The 18,522-nt window shown below is 72.7% G+C and carries 19 protein-coding genes; 12 read left to right on the forward strand and 7 right to left on the reverse strand.

Going from position 1 to position 18,522, the window contains the following annotated elements:
- Positions 1–25: 25 nt before the first annotated feature.
- Complete coding sequence (locus OG276_RS30765; protein ID WP_266913261.1) at positions 26–724, forward strand: N-acetyltransferase; 699 nt, start codon at positions 26–28, stop codon at positions 722–724.
- Positions 725–738: 14 nt separating this feature from the next.
- Here the strand turns inward: OG276_RS30765 and OG276_RS30770 are convergent, their stop codons facing one another.
- Both OG276_RS30770 and OG276_RS30775 read right to left on the reverse strand, forming a co-directional pair.
- Positions 739–1,323, reverse strand: coding sequence for a carbohydrate-binding module family 14 protein (locus tag OG276_RS30770; RefSeq protein ID WP_266910233.1), 585 nt, complete (start codon positions 1,321–1,323; stop codon positions 739–741).
- A gap of 342 nt (positions 1,324–1,665) precedes the next feature.
- Positions 1,666–2,445, reverse strand: coding sequence for a LysR family substrate-binding domain-containing protein (locus OG276_RS30775; protein ID WP_266910235.1), 780 nt, complete (start codon positions 2,443–2,445; stop codon positions 1,666–1,668).
- 58 nt (positions 2,446–2,503) lie between these two features.
- Between OG276_RS30775 and OG276_RS30780 the strand changes: the two genes are divergently transcribed.
- The 3 genes from OG276_RS30780 to OG276_RS30790 all read left to right on the forward strand — a co-directional run bounded on the left by OG276_RS30780 (position 2,504) and on the right by OG276_RS30790 (position 3,914).
- Positions 2,504–2,908: a DUF5997 family protein gene (locus OG276_RS30780; RefSeq protein WP_266910237.1), complete on the forward strand. Its 405-nt coding sequence runs from the start codon at positions 2,504–2,506 to the stop codon at positions 2,906–2,908.
- A 148-nt stretch (positions 2,909–3,056) separates the two neighbouring features.
- Positions 3,057–3,488, forward strand: a complete 432-nt coding sequence (locus OG276_RS30785) for a helix-turn-helix domain-containing protein (protein ID WP_266910239.1) — start codon at positions 3,057–3,059, stop codon at positions 3,486–3,488.
- 9 nt (positions 3,489–3,497) lie between these two features.
- Positions 3,498–3,914 (forward strand): VOC family protein, encoded by a 417-nt coding sequence (locus tag OG276_RS30790; protein WP_266910241.1) that lies wholly within the window; start codon positions 3,498–3,500, stop codon positions 3,912–3,914.
- Positions 3,915–3,949: 35 nt separating this feature from the next.
- On the opposite strand, the gene OG276_RS30795 is transcribed toward OG276_RS30790, so the two are convergent.
- Positions 3,950–4,660, reverse strand: a complete 711-nt coding sequence (locus OG276_RS30795) for a DUF6215 domain-containing protein (protein WP_266910243.1) — start codon at positions 4,658–4,660, stop codon at positions 3,950–3,952.
- A 158-nt stretch (positions 4,661–4,818) separates the two neighbouring features.
- Between OG276_RS30795 and argC the strand changes: the two genes are divergently transcribed.
- The 6 genes from argC (at position 4,819) to OG276_RS30825 (ending at position 10,710) form a co-directional block, all read left to right on the forward strand.
- Positions 4,819–5,847 carry an N-acetyl-gamma-glutamyl-phosphate reductase gene (gene argC / locus OG276_RS30800; RefSeq protein ID WP_266910245.1) on the forward strand — a complete coding sequence of 343 codons (1,029 nt, stop codon included), beginning with the start codon at positions 4,819–4,821 and terminating at the stop codon, positions 5,845–5,847.
- Positions 5,844–7,016, forward strand: a complete 1,173-nt coding sequence (gene argJ, locus OG276_RS30805; RefSeq protein ID WP_266910247.1) for a bifunctional glutamate N-acetyltransferase/amino-acid acetyltransferase ArgJ — start codon at positions 5,844–5,846, stop codon at positions 7,014–7,016. Before argC ends, argJ begins: the two co-directional genes overlap by 4 nt.
- A complete protein-coding gene (argB, locus tag OG276_RS30810) occupies positions 7,013–7,990 on the forward strand; it encodes an acetylglutamate kinase (RefSeq protein ID WP_266910248.1) in 978 nt (325 codons plus the stop codon). Before argJ ends, argB begins: the two co-directional genes overlap by 4 nt.
- The gene (locus OG276_RS30815; RefSeq protein ID WP_266910249.1) at positions 7,987–9,186 is read left to right on the forward strand and encodes an acetylornithine transaminase; all 1,200 of its coding nucleotides are present in this window, start codon (positions 7,987–7,989) and stop codon (positions 9,184–9,186) included. Before argB ends, OG276_RS30815 begins: the two co-directional genes overlap by 4 nt.
- 22 nt (positions 9,187–9,208) lie before the next feature.
- Complete coding sequence (locus tag OG276_RS30820) at positions 9,209–9,745, forward strand: arginine repressor (RefSeq protein WP_266910251.1); 537 nt, start codon at positions 9,209–9,211, stop codon at positions 9,743–9,745.
- A gap of 62 nt (positions 9,746–9,807) precedes the next feature.
- Positions 9,808–10,710: a hypothetical protein gene (locus tag OG276_RS30825; protein ID WP_266910253.1), complete on the forward strand. Its 903-nt coding sequence runs from the start codon at positions 9,808–9,810 to the stop codon at positions 10,708–10,710.
- Here OG276_RS30825 and OG276_RS30830 read toward each other — a convergent pair.
- The 3 genes from OG276_RS30830 to OG276_RS30840 are packed head-to-tail and all read right to left on the reverse strand — an operon-like array spanning position 10,697 to position 14,972.
- Entirely contained in the window at positions 10,697–11,365 is a 669-nt protein-coding gene (locus OG276_RS30830) for a L,D-transpeptidase (protein WP_266913263.1), read from the reverse strand. The genes OG276_RS30825 and OG276_RS30830 overlap by 14 nt on opposite strands.
- 33 nt (positions 11,366–11,398) lie before the next feature.
- Positions 11,399–11,980 (reverse strand): pyridoxamine 5'-phosphate oxidase family protein, encoded by a 582-nt coding sequence (locus tag OG276_RS30835; RefSeq protein ID WP_266910255.1) that lies wholly within the window; start codon positions 11,978–11,980, stop codon positions 11,399–11,401.
- Positions 11,981–12,023: 43 nt separating this feature from the next.
- Complete coding sequence (locus tag OG276_RS30840) at positions 12,024–14,972, reverse strand: hypothetical protein (RefSeq protein WP_266910257.1); 2,949 nt, start codon at positions 14,970–14,972, stop codon at positions 12,024–12,026.
- A 134-nt stretch (positions 14,973–15,106) separates the two neighbouring features.
- Between OG276_RS30840 and OG276_RS30845 the strand changes: the two genes are divergently transcribed.
- Positions 15,107–16,300: an argininosuccinate synthase gene (locus OG276_RS30845; protein ID WP_266910259.1), complete on the forward strand. Its 1,194-nt coding sequence runs from the start codon at positions 15,107–15,109 to the stop codon at positions 16,298–16,300.
- A 109-nt stretch (positions 16,301–16,409) separates the two neighbouring features.
- Positions 16,410–17,840 carry an argininosuccinate lyase gene (argH, locus tag OG276_RS30850; protein ID WP_266910261.1) on the forward strand — a complete coding sequence of 477 codons (1,431 nt, stop codon included), beginning with the start codon at positions 16,410–16,412 and terminating at the stop codon, positions 17,838–17,840.
- Between the two features lie 55 nt (positions 17,841–17,895).
- On the opposite strand, the gene OG276_RS30855 is transcribed toward argH, so the two are convergent.
- Positions 17,896–18,405, reverse strand: a complete 510-nt coding sequence (locus OG276_RS30855) for an HAD domain-containing protein (RefSeq protein ID WP_266913265.1) — start codon at positions 18,403–18,405, stop codon at positions 17,896–17,898.
- Positions 18,406–18,522: the final 117 nt, after the last annotated feature.

Here is an 18,522-nt window from a genome sequence, read left to right on the forward strand (position 1 = left end):
CGAACTGGCCGCCCGGCTCTGGGACATGAAGGACTCGTGGCCCGAGTTCGCCCAGCACGATGCGCTCGCCTGGCTGCTGTACCCGCGGATGGTGGCCGAGTTCGCGGAGTACGTCCTGGTCGCCACGGACGGCGACACGGTCGTCGCCCGGGGTTTCAGCGTGCCCTTCGCGCAGCACGCGCCGGGCCGTGACGGGGCGCTGCCCGCGCAGGGCTGGGACCGGATCCTGATGTGGGCCTTCTCCGACCAGCGGCGCGGAGTCGAGGCCGACACCGTGAGCGCGATCGAGATCAGCGTCGCCACCGACCGGCAGGGCGAGGGTCTGTCCGGCCGGATGCTCGCAGCGATGCGGGAGAACGCCCGGGCGCGCGGCTTCACCGAGGTGGTGGCGCCGGTGCGGCCCAGCGGAAAGCCGGCCGAGCCGGACACCTCGATCCACGAGTACGCGTACCGCACCCGCGAGGACGGCCTCCCGCACGACCCGTGGCTACGGGTCCACGTGCGGGCGGGCGCCGTCATCGACTCGGTGGCCCCGCTGTCGATGACGATCACCGGCTCCCTCGCGCAGTGGCGCGAGTGGACCGGCCTGCCCTTCGACACGGCGGGCCCGGTCCGCGTGCCGGGCGCCCTGTCCCCGGTCCACTGCGAACCGGAGCAGGGCTTCGCGGTCTACGTGGAGCCGAACGTCTGGGTCCGGCACGCGCTGGCGTCCGCCGGGGCCTAGCGCCGGCCACGGCACTAGAGGAGCGCGATGGGGGCGGTGGCGGAGGAGGGGAGGTAGATGCCGCCGATGCCCGCGTAGGTGGCCCGGTAGCCCCGCAGGAGTTCGTCCAGCGGGATCGTCAGCCGGGCCGGTGTGTCGCAGCGGGCTGCTCCGAACTGGTCGGTGACGGCGGTGCAGAGCGTCCGGCCGCCCACGGTGGTGAAGGTGACCGGTACGCCGTCCAGCCCGGCCGGAGCGTCCGCGATGCGCACCGTGGTGCTGAGGTTCTTGACCCCGAAGAGCAGCCCGTTCAGCTTCGCCGGACCGGCCGTGGTGACCGTGGCCACGGCGGGCCGGACCAGCTCGGGGGCCTCGCAGAGCTGCGGGCCGGGAGAGTAGACCTGCCCGGTGGGGCAGGCCACGACGGTGGCGACCCCGCCCGCGCACTGCACGTAGAAGCGGTGGTCCTGCAGTCGCGGCAGCCGTCCGGCGGCGCCGCCGGCGCACGAGCCCTCGGCGGCGCTCGCGGGCACGGCCCCGACTCCCAGGGCGAGGACCGCCCCGGCGGCCAGTGCGGCGAGCGAGGCCAACCCCTTGGCGGCCGGTCCCCTGACGGTCAATCCCTTGAGGGACGGTCCCTTGCCGACACGTAACACCCTTGCCCCCAGCTCACTCAGTGTGACGAAATGAATACGAAGTGACTATAGGGACGGCCGTGCGGCGGGCGCAACGCCTTCAGGTCATCGCCAGGGAGTGCGAATTCCCGGCGGCTTGGACGCGTTCGAGCGGGCCGGGCGGCAGGGGCGCGCATGACGGGGATCGCGGCCCGCCCCCCGGGCGGGACGCGCCGGGCGGCGTCGTCGCGCTGCGCCGGGCACGGGCGCGCCCCTCTGAGCCGGGCAGGCGCTCGCGTGAGCCGGGCAGGCGCTCGCGTGAGCCGGGCAGGCGCTCGCGAGCGTGGTTCAGCGCCCGCGGGGCTTCCCGCGCTTGCCGGTGGACTTGGCCGTGGCCTTGCCGCCCTTGGGCGCACCGGAGCGCGGGTTCTTGGCGGCCGGCTTGCCTCCCGACCGGGGGGCCGGCTTCCGCGCCGGCTTCGCCTTCTTCTGCTCGGGCTCGGGCTGCGTACGGCCGCGTCCGCGCGAGCTGTTGACGGTCCGCCCGCGCACGATGCCGATGAACTCCTCGACCAGCTCGGGAGTCTCGTCCGCCTCGGGCCACGACAGCGCGACACGCGACTCGGGGGCGTCCAGCAGGGTCCGGTAGGTGAGGTCCTTGCGGTGGTGCAGCCGCGCGAGCGACTGAGGCACGATCAGGACCCCGATGCCCGCCGCCACCAGCTCGATCGCGTCGGCCGTGGTCTCCGGGCGCTGGAGCGCGGCCTTGCCCGGCAGCTGCTCCCATTCGAGGGTGTCGTCCAGCGGGTGGAGCACGATGTCGTCGGCCAGCTCCGCGAGGGACAGCTCCTCGGCCGCGGCCATCAGGTGGTCCTTCGGGATCACGACGACCGTGGTCTCGGTGTAGAGCGGGATCGCGCTGAGATCCGTACGGTCGATCGGCAGCCGGACGAACCCGGCGTCGGCGCCGCGGCCGCGCAGGAGAGCTGGAGCCTCGGCGGGAGTGACCTGGACGAGGGTCAGCGGAACGTCGGGCAGCCGCTCCTTCCAGATCCGGACCCACTTCGTGGGAGTCACCCCGGGGACGTATGCGAGCTGGAACGACGGGGGTGTCCGGGAGTCTGTCACCCGGCCAGATTACCGGCCGTGGTCGGAGGTGGCGCACATGCTCGATACCCTGGACCCCATGACGTCGCACCAGACCACCCAGACCATGAAGCCCGCTACTGCGGCGAAGAAGCTGGGTGTGTACCTCGAGGCCACCCCCGCAGAGTTCCAGGAGGGTGTCGTCTCGCGCACCGAGCTGACCGCCCTCCAGGCCGAGCCGCCCCAGTGGCTGCAGGACCTCCGGAACAACGGCCCGCACCCCCGTCCGGTGGTCGCGTCGAAGCTCGGCATCTCCATCGCCGGTCTGGCGCGCGGCGGTGTCACCGAGGCGCTCACCACGGAGCAGATCGAGGCCCTGAAGCAGGAGATGCCGGAGTGGCTCGCGAAGGAGCGCGCCACCCAGGCCGACGTCCGCAAGGAGACCGTCCGCATCAAGCAGATGCAGGCGGAGAAGGCCGCCAAGGCCTCGAAGACCGAGAAGTAGGCGACGAGCAGTCGACAGGCCGTCGACAGGCAGCCGGGAGGCCGCCGGGAATCCGGCGCGTTCCCGGCCTCGCGGCTCCGCCCGGGGGCGTGTCCCCCGGCCTCCGTCGGCCCCCTCGGCCGGCACCGGCCGTGAGATGCTGGTGCGCGTGACGATCGAGGACCTGGTGCGACTGCGGCGCGCCCGGGACGTGATGGACCGCGACTACGCCGAGCCGCTGGACGTGCCGGCGCTGGCGTCCGTCGCCCTCATGTCGCCCGGGCACTTCTCCCGCAGTTTCCGGGCCGCCTTCGGCGAGACCCCGTACAGCTATCTGATGACCCGCCGCGTCGAGCGGGCGAAGGCGCTGCTGCGCCGCGGCGACCTGAGCGTCACCGAAGTCTGCTTCGCGGTCGGATGCACCTCGCTGGGGTCGTTCAGCTCGCGCTTCACCGAGCTGGTCGGCGAGACCCCCAGTGCCTACCGGGCCCGGCGGCACGAGGCCGGAGCCGCCATCCCGGCGTGCGTCGCCAAGGTCTTCACCCGGCCCGTCCGCAACTCCGCGGGCGGCGGGGGAGCGGGATCCGCGGCCGCGTCGTAGCTTCGGGGCATGACCATCAAGCTCTCGCAGTGCTTCATCGCCGTCGACGACCACGACAAGGCCCTCGCCTTCTACCGCGACGCCCTCGGCATGGAAGTCCGCAACGACGTCGCGTTCGAGGGGATGCGCTGGGTGACCGTCGGCTCGCCCGAGCAGCCCGACGTGGAGATCGTCCTCGAACCGCCGCTCGCCGACCCCGGCGCCTCACCGGCCGACCGGCAGGCGATGGCGGAACTGCTGGCCAAGGGCGTGCTCCGTGGGGTGATCTTCTCGACGGACGACGTGGACGCCACCTTCGAACGCATCCGGGCCGCCGGCGCCGAGGTGCTCCAGGAGCCCGTCGACCAGCCGTACGGGGTCCGCGACTGCGCCTTCCGCGATCCGGCCGGCAACATGCTCCGCTTCAACCAGCCGCGCAGCAGCTGACCCCGAAAGCCCCTGACCCGCGCTCCCGCGGGGCCTCACCCGGCGGCGGCCCACCCCGGGACCGTCGGCAGCACCGTCTCGGCGACGCGCAGCACGACCGCGTCGTCGGGCACCGCGCCGTCGGAGCGCCACAGGGTCAGCTCGTAGGAGCCGCCGCCGTCCTCCGGGCCCCGGGCCACCACCAGGGTGCGGGTCGGGACACCGGAGCCGGTGCTGGCATCGCCGCCGCCCAGGTTGAAGCTGATGCTGATGGTGCGGTCCGAGTAGTAGGCGGCCGGGCGCCCCAGGACGGTCAGCGGCAGCGTGCCGTCTCCGAGGAACTTGGCCACGGTGGCGACCCTCAGCCCGTCGTACGAGGCCCTCAGGTGCACGGTGTAGGTCTCGAACTCGATCTCGCCCGAGGGGGTGTGGATCTCCTCGTCGCTGCCGACGGGCTTGAAGGTGCTGCCGCCGCCGTTCGCGTTCTTCACGGCCTCCCCGGGAGTGCCCAGCAGATCGGCGAGATCCGGACGGTGCAGCGCCTCGCACAGCTGGGCGCCGGAGACGTGCCCCGCCTCGACCGGGGTCGGCGCGGGCGTCTTCTCGGGCTCCCCGTGCGAGCAGGTGACGGGCTTCGGCTCCCCGCTCGCATTCACCGATTCCCCGCCCACCCAGAGGGCGATTCCCATGGCCCCGAGCACCGCCACGGCCGCGAGGCCCTGGCGTATCGCGGCGCCCTTGGTGATCGTCAGCCCGTCGTCGCTCATGTCCCCCACCTGCTGTGATCCCCCGATATGTGCCCGGGGAACGTAACCCGTGATCATCGGACGGACAAGCGAGTAACACTGGGGGAGCAAGGCCGGATGACTGCTTTGCATAAACGTGCGGTCGTACGTATAGTCATGCCATCGAGGAGGAGGGTCCGATGGTGGTACGTGTAGCGGTGGCCGGTGCGAGCGGATACGCGGGCGGGGAGGTGCTGCGCCTGCTGCTGGCCCACCCCGAGGTCGAGATCGGCGCGCTGACCGCGAACTCCAACGCCGGGCAGCCGCTAGGCGCCCTCCAGCCGCACCTGGTGCCGCTGGCCGGACGCATCCTGGAGCCGACCACGCCCGAGGTGCTCTCCGGTCATGATGTCGTCTTCCTGGCCCTTCCGCACGGGCAGTCCGCCGCCGTGGCCGCCCAGCTGGGCGAGGAGGTCCTCGTCGTCGACATGGGCGCCGACCACCGGCTCCAGGACTCCGCCGACTGGGACAAGTTCTACGGCGCCCCGCACGCCGGGACCTGGCCCTACGGCCTTCCCGAACTGCCCGGCGCCCGTACCGCCCTGGCCGGCAGCAAGCGCATCGCCGTCCCCGGCTGCTACCCGACGGCCGTCTCGCTCGCGCTGTTCCCGGCCTACGCCGCGCAGCTCGCCGAGCCCGAGGCCGTGATCGTCGCCGCCTCCGGCACCTCCGGCGCCGGCAAGGCCCTCAAGCCGAACCTGCTCGGCTCCGAGGTCATGGGCTCCATGAGCCCGTACGGGGTCGGCGGCGGCCACCGCCACACGCCCGAGATGGTGCAAAACCTCAGCCCCGTCGCCGGGCAGCGGGTCTCCGTCTCCTTCACGCCCACGCTGGCGCCGATGCCCCGCGGCATCCTGGCCACCTGCAGCGCCAAGGCGCTGCCGGGCACCACGGCCGACGCGGTCCGCGCCGCGTACGAGAAGGCCTACGCGGACGAACCCTTCGTGCACCTGCTGCCCGAGGGGCAGTGGCCGGCGACGGCGTCCGTCTACGGTTCCAACGCCGTTCAGATCCAGGTCGCGTACGACGAGGCCGCGCAGCGGATCATCGCGATCAGCGCCATCGACAACCTGACCAAGGGCACCGCCGGCGGCGCGGTCCAGAGCATGAACATCGCCCTGGGGCTTCACGAGAGCCTGGGTCTTTCCACGATCGGAGTCGCACCGTGAGCGTCACGGCAGCACAGGGGTTCACGGCGGCCGGCATCGCCGCCGGGATCAAGGCGAACGGCAATCCCGACCTGGCCCTCGTGGTCAACAACGGGCCGCGCCTGGCCGCGGCGGGCGTCTTCACCTCCAACCGGGTCAAGGCCGCGCCCGTCCACTGGTCCGAGCAGGTCCTGCGCGGCGCCACCGTCAGCGCGGTGGTCCTCAACTCCGGCGGCGCCAACGCGTGCACCGGGCCCAAGGGCTTCCAGGACACCCACGCCACCGCCGAGAAGGTCGCCGAGGCCCTGAACGGGCTCGGCGCGGGCGGCGAGGTCAACGCCGGCGAGGTCGCCGTCGCGTCCACCGGCCTGATCGGCGTCCTGCTCCCCATGGACAAGCTGCTGCCCGGCATCGAGACCGCGGCCGCCGCGCTCTCCGCCGACGGCGGCGAGGCCGCCGCGATCGCCATCAAGACCACCGACACCGTGCACAAGACGGCCACCGTCTCGCAGGACGGCTGGACCGTCGGCGGCATGGCCAAGGGCGCGGGCATGCTCGCACCGGGCCTGGCGACCATGCTCGTGGTCCTCACCACCGACGCCGACGTGGACAGCGCCACCCTCGACAAGGCGCTGCGCGGCGCGACCCGCACCACCTTCGACCGGGTCGACTCCGACGGGTGCATGTCCACCAACGACACGGTGCTGCTGCTCGCCTCCGGCGCCTCCGGCCAGGTGCCGGCGTACGAGGCGTTCGCGGAGGCCGTACGCACGGTCTGCGACGACCTGGCCCGCCAGCTGATCGGTGACGCCGAGGGTGCCAGCAAGGACATCCGCATCGAGGTCATCGGCGCGGCCACCGAGGAGGACGCGGTCGAGGTCGGCCGGTCCATCGCCCGGAACAACCTGCTCAAGTGCGCCATCCACGGCGAGGACCCCAACTGGGGCCGCGTGCTGTCCGCGATCGGCACCACCAAGGCCGCCTTCGACCCGGACCGGCTGAACGTCGCCATCAACGACGTCTGGGTCTGCAAGAACGGCTCGGTCGGCGAGGACCGCGACCTGGTCAGCATGAAGGGCCGCGAAGTCCGCATCACCGCCGACCTGGCCACCGGTTCCGAGTCCGCGGTCATCTGGGCCAACGACCTGACCGCCGAGTACGTCCACGAGAACAGCGCGTACTCCTCATGAGCACTGCACGCAGGCACACCGCACTGCCCAAGGCCGAGATCCTCATCGAGGCCCTGCCCTGGCTGACCCGGCACAACGGCAAGGTCGTCGTCATCAAGTTCGGCGGCAACGCCATGATCGACGAGGACCTGAAGGCCGCCTTCGCCCAGGACGTCGTCTTCCTGCGCCAGGCCGGCCTCAAGCCGGTCGTCGTGCACGGCGGCGGCCCGCAGATCAACGCCCAGCTCGACAAGCAGGGCCTGGTCAGCGAGTTCAAGGCGGGTCTGCGCGTCACCACGCCCGAGGCGATGGACGTCGTACGGATGGTCCTGGCCGGGCAGGTCCAGCGCGAGCTGGTCGGGCTGCTCAACCAGCACGGGCCGCTGGCCGTCGGGATGACCGGCGAGGACGCGCACACCATCACCGCCACCAAGCACCTGCCCGAGATCGACGGCGAGAGCGTCGACATCGGGCGGGTCGGCGAGATCACCGCCATCGACACCGGCGCGATCGAAGCGCTGCTGGCGGACGGCCGGATCCCGGTCATCTCCTCCATCGCACGCAGCGCCGACGACCACCACGTGTACAACGTGAACGCCGACACGGCCGCCGCGGCGCTCGCCGCCGCGCTCGGCGCCGAGACGCTGATGGTCCTCACCGACGTGGAGGGGCTCTACGCGGACTGGCCCAACAGCGACGAGGTCATCAGCAGGCTCACCGTCAGCCAGCTGGAGAAGCTGCTGCCCGAGCTGTCCAGCGGCATGGTCCCGAAGATGGAGGGCTGCCTGCACGCCGTCCGCAACGGGGTGACCACCGCCCGCGTGATCGACGGGCGGGTCCAGCACTCGATCCTGCTGGAGATCTTCACGGACGAGGGAATCGGCACGATGGTCGTGCTCGACGACCAGGGTGCACAGGCAGTCGGCACACAGGCAGTCGGCACGCAGGCAGTTGACACACAGGCAGTCGACACACAGGGAGGGGACCCCGCATGACCGGCAACCAGGAGTTCGCCGCCCGCTGGCAGGGCGCGCTGACCAATAATTACGGCACCCCCGCGCTGGCCCTCGTACGCGGCTCCGGCGCCCAGGTCTGGGACGCGGACGGCAAGCAGTACACCGACTTCGTCGGCGGCATCGCGGTCAACGCCCTCGGCCACGCGCACCCGGCCATCGTCACCGCGGTGACCGAGCAGATCTCCACCCTGGGCCACGTCTCCAACCTCTACGCCTCCGAGCCGGTCCTCGCGCTCGGCGAGCGGCTGCTCCAGCTCTTCGGCCGCCCCGGCAAGGTTTTCTTCTGCAACTCCGGTGCCGAGGCCGTCGAGGCCGCCTTCAAGATCGGCCGGCTGACCGGGCGGACCCACATGGTCGCCACCGACGGCGGCTTCCACGGCCGCACCATGGGCGCCCTGGCGCTCACCGGCCAGCCCAAGAAGCAGGACCCGTTCCTGCCGCTGCCCGGAGACGTCACGCACGTTCCGTACGGCGACGTGGAGGCCCTGCGGGCCGCCGTCACCGAAGAGACCGCGTTCGTGATCATCGAGCCGATCCAGGGCGAGAACGGCGTGGTCGTACCCCCGGCCGGCTACCTCACGGCCGCCCGTGAGATCACCCGGGCCACCGGCACCCTGCTCGTCCTCGACGAGGTGCAGACCGGCATCGGCCGCTGCGGCCAGTGGTTCGAGCACCAGGCCCACGAGGGCGTGGAGCCCGATGTCGTCACACTCGCGAAGGGCCTGGGCGGCGGTCTGCCGATCGGCGCCGTCGCCGCCTTCGGACCCGTGGCCGACCTGCTCCAGCCCGGCCAGCACGGCACCACCTTCGGCGGCAACCCGGTCGCCTGCGCCGCCGGCCTCGCCGTGATCGACACCATCGCGGCCGACGGGCTCCTCGACCAGGTCAAGGAGCGCGGCGAGCGGCTGCGGGCCGGAATCGAAGGATTCGCACACCCGCTCGTCTCGCACGTCCGCGGCGCGGGCCTTCTGCTGGGTATCGTGCTGACCGAGCCGCTCGCACCGCAGGTCCAGCGCGCGGCTCAGGACGCCGGCTTCCTGGTCAACGCGCCCGCCCCCGACGTCGTACGGCTCATGCCTCCGTACGTGCTCTCCGAGGCCGAGGTGGACGCGTTCCTGCAGGCCCTGCCCGGCGTGCTGGACGCAGCGAAGTCCGCCGCGGACGTGGACGGATGATCAATCGGGGAATGGGACGACGATGAGTCAGGCGCAGGAACACGAGCAGAACGGCCAGTCCGTCCCGCAGACCCGCACCGCCCGCCACCGCCGGATCGTGGACATCCTCAACCGGCAGCCGGTCCGCTCCCAGAGCCAGCTGGCCAAGCTGCTCGCCGACGACGGGCTGAGCGTCACCCAGGCGACGCTCAGCCGCGACCTCGACGAGCTCGGCGCGGTGAAGATCCGCAACACGGGCGGAGAGCTGATCTACGCGGTCCCCAGCGAGGGCGGCTTCCGCACCCCGCAGGCACCGCTCGGCGAGTCGGCGAAGGAGGAGCGCATGCGGCGCCTCTCCGGTGAGCTGCTGATCTCGGCCGAGGCCTCCGCGAACCTCGTGGTCCTGCGCACCCCGCCGGGTGCGGCCCAGTTCCTCGCCTCCGCGATCGACCAGGCCGAACTCCAGGCCATCCTCGGCACCATCGCGGGCGACGACACCCTGATGCTGATCAGCCGCGACCCGGCGGGCGGCCAGGCCCTCGCCGACCACCTGCTGAGGCTGGCCCAGAAGGAGAGCTGAGCCGCCGCGGGCCCGCCGGAAACCTGGTGCCGGTCCGGCGCCGCCGCACATAGCCTCGGGGCGTGCTCCAACTCGTCCTCGTACTTGCGGTGTTCGTCATGAACGCCGCCGTCTACGGGCCCCTCGCCCTGCGGTGGCGGCGCCGGGCCCGGATCCGGCGCGAGATCCTCCGGCTGGTCGCCGGCCTGGACCTCGGGCCGTACCACGTCGCCGCGATGGCGCACGGGCAGGCGGTGGCGGCCGCCGCCGAACTGCTCCTCGACGGGTACCTCGGCATCGACGGCGAAGGCGCCGTGCTCCTGACGGAGGCGGGCCGCGATCCCGCCCGTACCCCCTCCCACCCGCTGCCCGCAGCCCTGCTGGAGGCGGTGCGGCGACACGATCCCGAGCCCGTGTCGATCGGCTGGATCGACCGGAACGACGAGGCGTACGGGGCCCGGCGCACCGCCCACCGCGCCGAACTGGACGCCCTGCTGCCCGAGCTCCCGCGCATGCCGCAGGACGAGGAGCGCGGGTGCCTCCGGGGCTGCTGCGGCTGCGTGGGCCTGATCCTGCTCATGGTGTGCTGGATGGTGGTGGGCGAGCTGCTGGTGTTCTCCCGCCCGCACGGACCGGTGCAATGGGCGTCGGCTGCCGTGACCGCGCTGGGCCTGATGTCGCTCTGCTACGCCGAAGCCGCCCGCCGGGCCGTCCTCACTCGCACGGAGTGCGGCGACCCCTTGGGTGACCGGATGCGGGCCGAGGTCCACCCCGCCGTGGCCGCGCTGGACGAGGAGCAGCGGGTCCACGTGCACCGCAGCGCCGACGACTACGGCCGTTGGCGCGGGGCGGACCGGGTCGTCTCCGAGGACGGGGACGACGGGGGCGCCTGGGGCGACGGGGACGACTGGTGGGAGGACGCCTACCACTACCGGGCCTCCGACGAGCCCGCCGACGACTCCGGGACCCGGCCTAGTAGCGGGTGACGTCGAGCGGGCCGGACTCCGTGCCGATCGCGATGTGCGGCTGCCTCTGCGGGTTCGCCCAGCGCAGCACCGCGCGCATCGCGTCCTCGGGGACCGAGACGCAGCCGGCCGTCGCACCCTTGCCGTTCACGTGCAGGAAGATGCCCGCGCCCCGGCCCCGTACCGGGTGCTCGTAGTTGAAGGCGATGACCAGCGCGTGCGCGTACTGCTTCTCGTACGTGGTCAGGTGCTCCGCCTCGCCGGGCGCGCAGTCCGCCGGCAGCGGCTCCACCCAGCGGTTGTAGCTTTCCGAGGCGTTGTCCTGGCACCACCAGGAGTCGGGGGTCACCCGCCGGTAGCGGTACGCGGTACCGGCCGGGGCGTGCGCGATGCCGAAGGCGTAGGGGAGCGCGTACAGGCCGGCCGGGGTGGTGTTCGTGCCCTGGGTCCGGGTCGCGCCCTCGGTCAGCCCGTTCGCGCCGAACCGGGCCGGGGCGCTGCCCGCCGCGTGCCAGCGCCCCGCCCGCCGGTCCCACCAGGTCAGGCGCCCGGTCGTGGAGCCGGGGGCCGGGGCCACGGCGGTGATCAGCTGGCTGCCGCCGCCGGTGTCGGCGAGCAGGACGGGCAGCGGCGGGTCGCCGTGGGGGCCCTGTACCAGCAGGCTGGTGACGATCAGTGAGGCGGCGAGGAAGGCGGTACGCAGCACACGTCAGACGGTACGGGGCGGAAGGGGCAGCGGCAGCGCAGGCAGGCCGTCGACGCTCACTCCGATGAACTCCTTCTTCTCGCAGTACTCGTTGAACTCCTCGTCCGTCTTGCGGCCGAAGTACTCCGCGTGGAGCGTGCGCTCGCCCTGGTAGTCCATCAAGGGCACGGCGAACCCGCACACGGTGGCGATCCGCCGGGTCCTCACGAGGATGACGGCGCGCGCCGAGGGCCCGTCGGCGTCCCCGAACCGCTCGATCAGCCCGTCCCAGCGCGGGTCGTCGCGGAAGACCGCCTCACCGTCGCCGTGGATGCGCACGATGTTCGGCGGCCCGCTGAACGCGCACCACATCAGCGTGATGCGGCCGTTCTCGCGGACGTGCGCGATGGTCTCGGCGCCGCTGCCGCCGAAGTCCAGGTAGGCGAGGGTCGTTTCGTCGATGACGACGAGCGTCCCGGCGCGGCCCTTGGGGGAGAGGTTGACATGCCCGTCGCCGGACAGCGGGGCGGTGGCGGTGAAGAAGATCGGCTGTTCTTCGATGAAGGTGCGGAGCCGGCTGTCAATGCGATCGTAGAGCTTTCCCATGGTGTGATTATCGGTGCGGCGAGGAGGGGGCGGGACCGCATTTTCACCAGAAGAAACGCGTCCTGCGCATCTCGGCCCAGTCGAGCTTGAAGTAGTACTGCTTGTAGAGAGCCCGCAGCTGTGGCCGTTCGATGGTCTCCCGGCGGGCCGTCGCCTGCCAGTCCCATCCACGCAGCAGGTCCAGCGCGATCCGCCGCAGTGCCGGGTCGGGGTCGTCCAGCGCGGCGGTCAGCGCCGGCAGTCCCTCGTCGGCGCCCCGGGCGGCCAGCAGCCGCAGGGCCGCCCGGCGGATGTGCGCGGGGCGCTCCGGCAGGGTGCGTGCCACCAGCGGGCCCACCGGGAGCCGGTCGGCCAGCGGGCGCAGCGAGCGGGTCGCCTCCCGGACCACCGCCGCCGACGGGTCGTCCAGCAGTGCGGTCAGTGCCTCCGTGCCGGGTCCGGGCCCGTCGAGCAGTCGCAGTCCCGCGACGGCCGCCGCCCGGACCGTGCCGTCCCGGTGACCGAGCAGGCCGGTCAGCACGGCGGAGTCCGCCCGTTCGCCGCACTCGGCGAGCCCGAGCACGGCCCCGGGCTCCGGGGAGTCGGCGCACAGCCGCAGGTACGCGGCGCGCGCGTCGGCCCCGTCCCGCCGGAGCAGCCACCGGGCGCAGGCCCGGACCGTCCCCGACGGGTCGGCGAGGTGGCGGGGTGCCTCGTCGGCGCGCCCGGCCGCGCGCAGGCCGGTGACGCCCGCCGCCCGTACGAACCCGCTGCGGGAGGCCAGCAGCGCGTCGAGCGCGGAGTCGTCGGGGCCGCGCGCGGCCATGGCGGCCAGCGCGGCCCGCGTCCACAGGTCCCGCAGGACCGCGTCCGGTTCCGCGGCGGCGCGCCGGGCCAGGTCGGGGGCCGTGAAGGAGTCCGCGGCCTCCAGGGTGATCCGTACGGCCGCCCGGCGGGTCCGCAGGTCGCGGTGGGAACACAGCTCCGCCAGGGCCGCCGCGTACCGGGGCTCGCGCAGAGCGGCCTCGAACGCCCCGACGGCCCAGCGGCCTTCGCGCCGCTTCGCCAGGTGCAGGACCATCGGGGTCAGGGCGCGAAGGGTCTCCTCCCCGGCCTCCCGGAGCGCCTCCGTGATGACGTGCCGGGCGGCCGCCCGGACCTGCGGGGTCCAGTCGGCGCAGCGCAGGACGACCAGCGGCAGCAGCTCGGGGGTGCCCGCGGCTTCGGCGACGGCGCGCTCCCGGATCCGCCCGTCCCAGTGGCACAGGGCGGTCGCGGTGCGGGCGGCGAAGGGCTCGGCGTCGGAAGAGGCCATGTGACGCACCCCGATGTCCAGCGCGGTCCAGGCGGCCGGGTCCTCGGTGTCGACGACTTCGTTCAGGGGTGTCCCCGTCCAGTCCTTGAAATCCCGCGCCGCGTCCCGGCCCTGGTACAACCCCCATTTCAGGCGCTGCTGCAGCAGCTGCCGGGCCCAGCCGCGCACGGCCGGGTCGCGGTGGGAGGTCAGGGACCGGGCGACCCGGCGCCGGACCAGCAGCGGGCGCAGCTCGAGCAGGATCAGGGCCGCGGCCCGCACGGGCTCGGGCCGGCCGGGCGCGAACAGCTCCAGCAGCCAGGACTCCGGCCGGGTGTCCGCGTACGGCACCACCAGCGAGCGTGCCGCCCGGGCGGCGGGCGGATGCGGATCGGCCAGGTACGGCAGCAGCTCTTCCGCTGTCGTGGCGCCGTGCCTGCGCAGGCCGTGGACGGCCGCGGCCCGCACGCGCCCTTCGGGGGACCGGGCGAGGAGCCGCAGCAGGGGCAGGTCCGAGGCGTCCCCGGCCTCGGCCAGCCCGAACACCTCCCCGGGCACCGGGGAGTCCGCGCACCGTGCGCGGTAGTGGGCCAGCGGGTCCTGCCCGGCGGCGCGCAGCTCCCCGCGGGCCGCCTCCCGTACCCGCGCCGAGGGGTCGGCCAGGTGCGCGGGCAGTTCGCCGGCCCGCCCGGCCGGGCGCAGGGCGCGGACCGCGGTCGCCCGCAGGGACGCGCGGCCGTGGAGGGCGAGCAGGGAGTCGATGAGGGGGCCGTGGAGCGAGGCGGATCGGGCGTCCAGGGCCGGCCGGGCGGCCGCCTCGCACCGCCTGCGCACCACGCGGTCCCGGCTCGCGGCGGCGGTTTCCAGCAGCCGCTCGGGCGTCAGGATCCCGCCCTCCAGGGCCAGGTCGAGGGCCTCCCGCCGGACCTCGGGGGTCAGCCCGGTGAGCACGAGCCGGGCCGTCCGCTCGGCCGGGAGCTCCCCGGAGCGCAGCGCCGCGAGGCGGTTGCGCGCGTCGGGGTCCCCGGTGAGGTCCGCGACGCGGTCCGCCGGGAGCAGCCCGTGGGCCAGCGCGGCCCGGACGGCGGCGAAGCGCATCCCCGCGTCCGCGTCCTGCGCCAGCTCGACGATCAGGGCGGCGGGCGGCGAACCGAGCCGTTCCAGGCACAGCTCCCAGGCCCAGGCGCCGTACCGGCGCGTGCTCGCGAGCAGGGCGAGGGGCGCCAGGGCGCGTAGGAGGTCCGCCGCGTCCGCGGCCGCGTCCAGTTCCGCGGTCAGCACCGCCCGCGCCCGCTCCCGTACGGGCTCCTCCCCGTCGGCGCACCGAATCAGCACCAGGGCCAGGACCTCGGGCCGTCCGGCCGCCTGTTCGAGGGCGGCCTCCCGTACCCGGGGGTCGGCGTGGCACAGGCAGAGCGCGAGCTCGGGGGCGGCCGGGGGCGCGGCGGCCCAGGTCACCCCGTGTCCGTCGTGCCAGTGCGGGGCGGTGCTCCAGTCGGCGATCTCACGGTCGTCGAACCAGTGCACGCCCACCCGGACGGTGCCGGAGGAGGTCCACCCCTTGTAGCGCTCGAAGGTGGAGAAGTTGACGCTCGTGTCGAGCTCCGCCCATGCCTGCGGGCCGCCGCCGTCGAGGGCGCGCGCGGGGCTCTTGCCGTGCAGCAGTCGCTCTGCGGGTGAGCGGAATGTGGTCCGGGACAGGGGCGGAAGCATCTCCATCCGCGCACTCTAGGCGGTCGACACCCCCGCTGACCTCCTGTTATCCCGTCGATTGACGAAACATGCAGACCAGTGCATAGTTATGCCTACCGCTGTTGGACGTAACGGCGGATGCACCGTGTAAGGAGAACCCCGTGGCCGAGCGCGTCGTACTCGCCTATTCAGGCGGTCTGGACACCTCCGTCGCCATCGGCTGGATCGCCGAGGAGACGGGCGCCGAGGTCATCGCGGTCGCGGTGGACGTCGGCCAGGGCGGCGAGGACCTGGACGTCATCCGCAAGCGGGCGCTCGCCTGCGGTGCGGTCGAGGCCGAGGTCGCCGACGCCAGGGACGAGTTCGCCGACGAGTACTGCCTCCCGGCGATCAAGGCGAACGCCCTCTACATGGACCGCTACCCGCTGGTCTCCGCCCTCTCGCGGCCGGCCATCGTCAAGCACCTCGTGGCCGCCGCCCGCAAGCACGGCGCGAGCACCGTCGCCCACGGCTGCACCGGCAAGGGCAACGACCAGGTCCGCTTCGAGGCCGGCATCGCCGCCCTCGGCCCCGACCTCACCTGCATCGCCCCGGTCCGCGACTACGCGATGACCCGCGACAAGGCCATCGCCTTCGCCGAGAAGGCGGACCTGCCGATCGCGACCACCAAGAAGTCCCCGTACTCCATCGACCAGAACGTCTTCGGACGCGCCGTCGAGACGGGCTTCCTGGAGGACATCTGGAACGCGCCGATCGAGGACATCTACGAGTACACCGCGGACCCGGCCCTGCCGCGCGAGGCCGACGAGGTCGTCATCTCCTTCAAGGAGGGCGTCCCGGTCGCCATCGACGGAAAGCCCGTCACCGTGCTCCAGGCCATCCAGCAGCTCAACGAGCGCGCCGGGGCCCAGGGCATCGGCCGGATCGACATCGTCGAGGACCGGCTCGTGGGCATCAAGTCCCGCGAGGTGTACGAGGCCCCGGGCGCGATCGCGCTGATCACCGCCCACCAGGAGCTGGAGAACGTCACCGTCGAGCGCGAGCTGGCCCGCTACAAGCGGCAGGTCGAGCAGCGCTGGGGCGAGATGGTCTACGACGGCCTGTGGTTCTCCCCGCTGAAGCGGGCCCTGGACGGTTTCATCAGCGAGGCCAACCAGCACGTCAGCGGCGACATCCGGATGACCCTGCACGGCGGCCGCGCGGTCGTCACCGGCCGGAAGTCGGACGAGTCGCTGTACGACTTCAACCTCGCGACCTACGACTCGGGCGACACCTTCGACCAGTCCAAGGCCCAGGGCTTCATCGAGATCTTCGGCCTCTCCTCGAAGATCGCGGCCCGTCGCGACCTCGCCTGACGCCAGACCGTAGACCGTAGACCGTAGTACGAACCGCCTCCCCGTTACCTCCGCGGCGGGGAGGCGGTTGCACATCCGAAGCCATGCACGTTCTTGAGGAGCAGTAGCTGTGAGCAGCAACAACGGTGGTGACGTCCGGCTCTGGGGCGCCCGGTTCGCCGACGGCCCGGCCGAGGCCCTCGCGAAGCTGTCCGCGTCGGTCCACTTCGACTGGCGCCTGGCCCCGTACGACATCGCGGGATCCAAGGCCCACGCCCGCGTGCTCGCCAAAGCGGGCCTGCTCACGGCCGACGAGCTCGGCCGCATGATCGCGGGCCTGGACCAGCTCGCGGTCGACGTGGAGAACGGCTCCTTCACCGGCACCATCGCCGACGAGGACGTCCACACCGCGCTGGAGCGGGGCCTGCTGGAGCGGCTCGGCGCCGACCTCGGCGGCAAGCTGCGCGCCGGCCGGTCGCGCAACGACCAGATCGCCACCCTCTTCCGCATGTACCTGCGCGACCACGCCCGGATCGTGGGCGGGCTGATCGCCGACCTCCAGGACGCGCTGGTCGGCCTCGCCGAGGCGCACGCCGACGTGGCCATGCCCGGCCGGACCCACCTGCAGCACGCGCAGCCGGTGCTCTTCGCCCACCACGTACTGGCCCACGTGCAGGCCCTGTCCCGGGACGCGGAGCGGCTGCGCCAGTGGGACACCCGGACCGCGGTCTCCCCGTACGGCTCGGGCGCCCTGGCGGGCTCCTCGCTCGGCCTGGACCCGGAGGCGGTCGCCGCCGACCTGGGCTTCGAGCGGGGCTCGGTCGGCAACTCCATCGACGGCACGGCCTCGCGCGACTTCGTCGCCGAGTTCGCCTTCGTCACCGCGATGATCGGGATCAACCTGTCCCGGATCGCGGAGGAGATCATCATCTGGAACACGAAGGAGTTCTCCTTCGTCACCCTGCACGACGCCTTCTCCACCGGGTCGTCGATCATGCCGCAGAAGAAGAACCCGGACATCGCGGAGCTGGCGCGCGGCAAGTCGGGCCGCCTCATCGGCAACCTGACGGGCCTGCTGGCCACCCTGAAGGCCCTTCCCCTGGCCTACAACCGTGACCTCCAGGAGGACAAGGAGCCGGTCTTCGACTCCTGCGACACCCTCGAAGTCCTGCTGCCGGCCTTCACCGGGATGATGGCCACCCTCACGATCAACCGGGAGCGGATGGAGGCGCTGGCCCCCGCCGGCTTCTCGCTCGCCACCGACATCGCGGAGTGGCTGGTCAAGCAGAATGTGCCGTTCCGGGTGGCGCACGAGGTGGCCGGCGAGTGCGTCAAGGAGTGCGAGGGGCTCGGCATCGAGCTCGACGAGCTGACGGACGAGCAGTTCGCGAAGATCTCGGAGCACCTGACCCCGGAGGTCCGCAAGGTCCTCAACGTCAAGGGCGCGCTGGCCTCCCGCGACGGCCGCGGCGGCACCGCCCCGTCGGCGGTCGCGATCCAGCTCACGGAGCTGAAGGCCGACCTGGTCATCCAGCACGCCTGGGCGGCGCACAAGAACTGACGGTCTGCCCGGAGGGGCGGTCGGAGCCTTTCGGGCCCCGGCCGCCCCTGCGGCGTTACCGGGCCCAGTCCGCCAGGGCGTCGAAGTCGGCCCGGACCAGCCCGATCCGCTCGTCGATCCGCAACAGCAGCGCGTGCGCGGGGTGGCGCTGCTCCACGTAGGCGCGGTCCATGTCCGTGATGTCGTCGTCGATCCAGGCGAAGGGCCGCTCGCCCGCGTACTCAAGGATGTACTGGGTCTTCCAGAACGTCCCGCGCGGTGCGCGCCCGTGCATCTGCGGCCAGTCGATCCAGGGCAGTTCGGGCAGCCCCAGGTGCGGGCCTATCCACTCGTTCGCCTCGCCCTTCCAGGTGGTCGCCCAGACCAGTTCGTACGCCTCCGCGAGCGTGAGCAGCTCGTCGCCGTGGCCGGGATTCAGCCAGACCCGCAGCGGCTTGGCGCTCTCGGCCTGCGTCCAGCCGGTCGGCCGCATGCGGTGGGTGGTGTACCCCTCGGGGCGGCGCTGCGGCTTGGCCGCGTAGGGGTTCAGCGGGCCGTCCACGTCGATGAGCAGCAGCGGCTTCATGGTCGTCTTCCCCGTTTTCCCCGTCATCCTGATCATTCCGGAAGGATTCCTCTCGTCGCCCCGAGGGGCAGCTCATTTATTCGATGAGACGGCAACGTCTCATTTGGGTTATGCTTG

This window comes from Streptomyces sp. NBC_00086, assembly GCF_026343255.1.
GTDB lineage: Bacteria > Actinomycetota > Actinomycetes > Streptomycetales > Streptomycetaceae > Streptomyces.

Coding starts and splice junctions, on each gene's coding strand:
- OG276_RS30765 (WP_266913261.1), top strand. CDS start 26: ATGAAGGACTCGTGGCCCGAGTTCGCCCAGCACGATGCGCTCGCCTGG.
- OG276_RS30780 (WP_266910237.1), top strand. CDS start 2,504: ATGACGTCGCACCAGACCACCCAGACCATGAAGCCCGCTACTGCGGCG.
- OG276_RS30790 (WP_266910241.1), top strand. CDS start 3,498: ATGACCATCAAGCTCTCGCAGTGCTTCATCGCCGTCGACGACCACGAC.
- OG276_RS30795 (WP_266910243.1), bottom strand. CDS start 4,660: ATGAGCGACGACGGGCTGACGATCACCAAGGGCGCCGCGATACGCCAG.
- argC (WP_266910245.1), top strand. CDS start 4,819: ATGGTGGTACGTGTAGCGGTGGCCGGTGCGAGCGGATACGCGGGCGGG.
- argB (WP_266910248.1), top strand. CDS start 7,013: ATGAGCACTGCACGCAGGCACACCGCACTGCCCAAGGCCGAGATCCTC.
- OG276_RS30815 (WP_266910249.1), top strand. CDS start 7,987: ATGACCGGCAACCAGGAGTTCGCCGCCCGCTGGCAGGGCGCGCTGACC.
- OG276_RS30820 (WP_266910251.1), top strand. CDS start 9,209: ATGAGTCAGGCGCAGGAACACGAGCAGAACGGCCAGTCCGTCCCGCAG.
- OG276_RS30835 (WP_266910255.1), bottom strand. CDS start 11,980: ATGGGAAAGCTCTACGATCGCATTGACAGCCGGCTCCGCACCTTCATC.
- OG276_RS30840 (WP_266910257.1), bottom strand. CDS start 14,972: ATGGAGATGCTTCCGCCCCTGTCCCGGACCACATTCCGCTCACCCGCA.
- OG276_RS30855 (WP_266913265.1), bottom strand. CDS start 18,405: ATGAAGCCGCTGCTGCTCATCGACGTGGACGGCCCGCTGAACCCCTAC.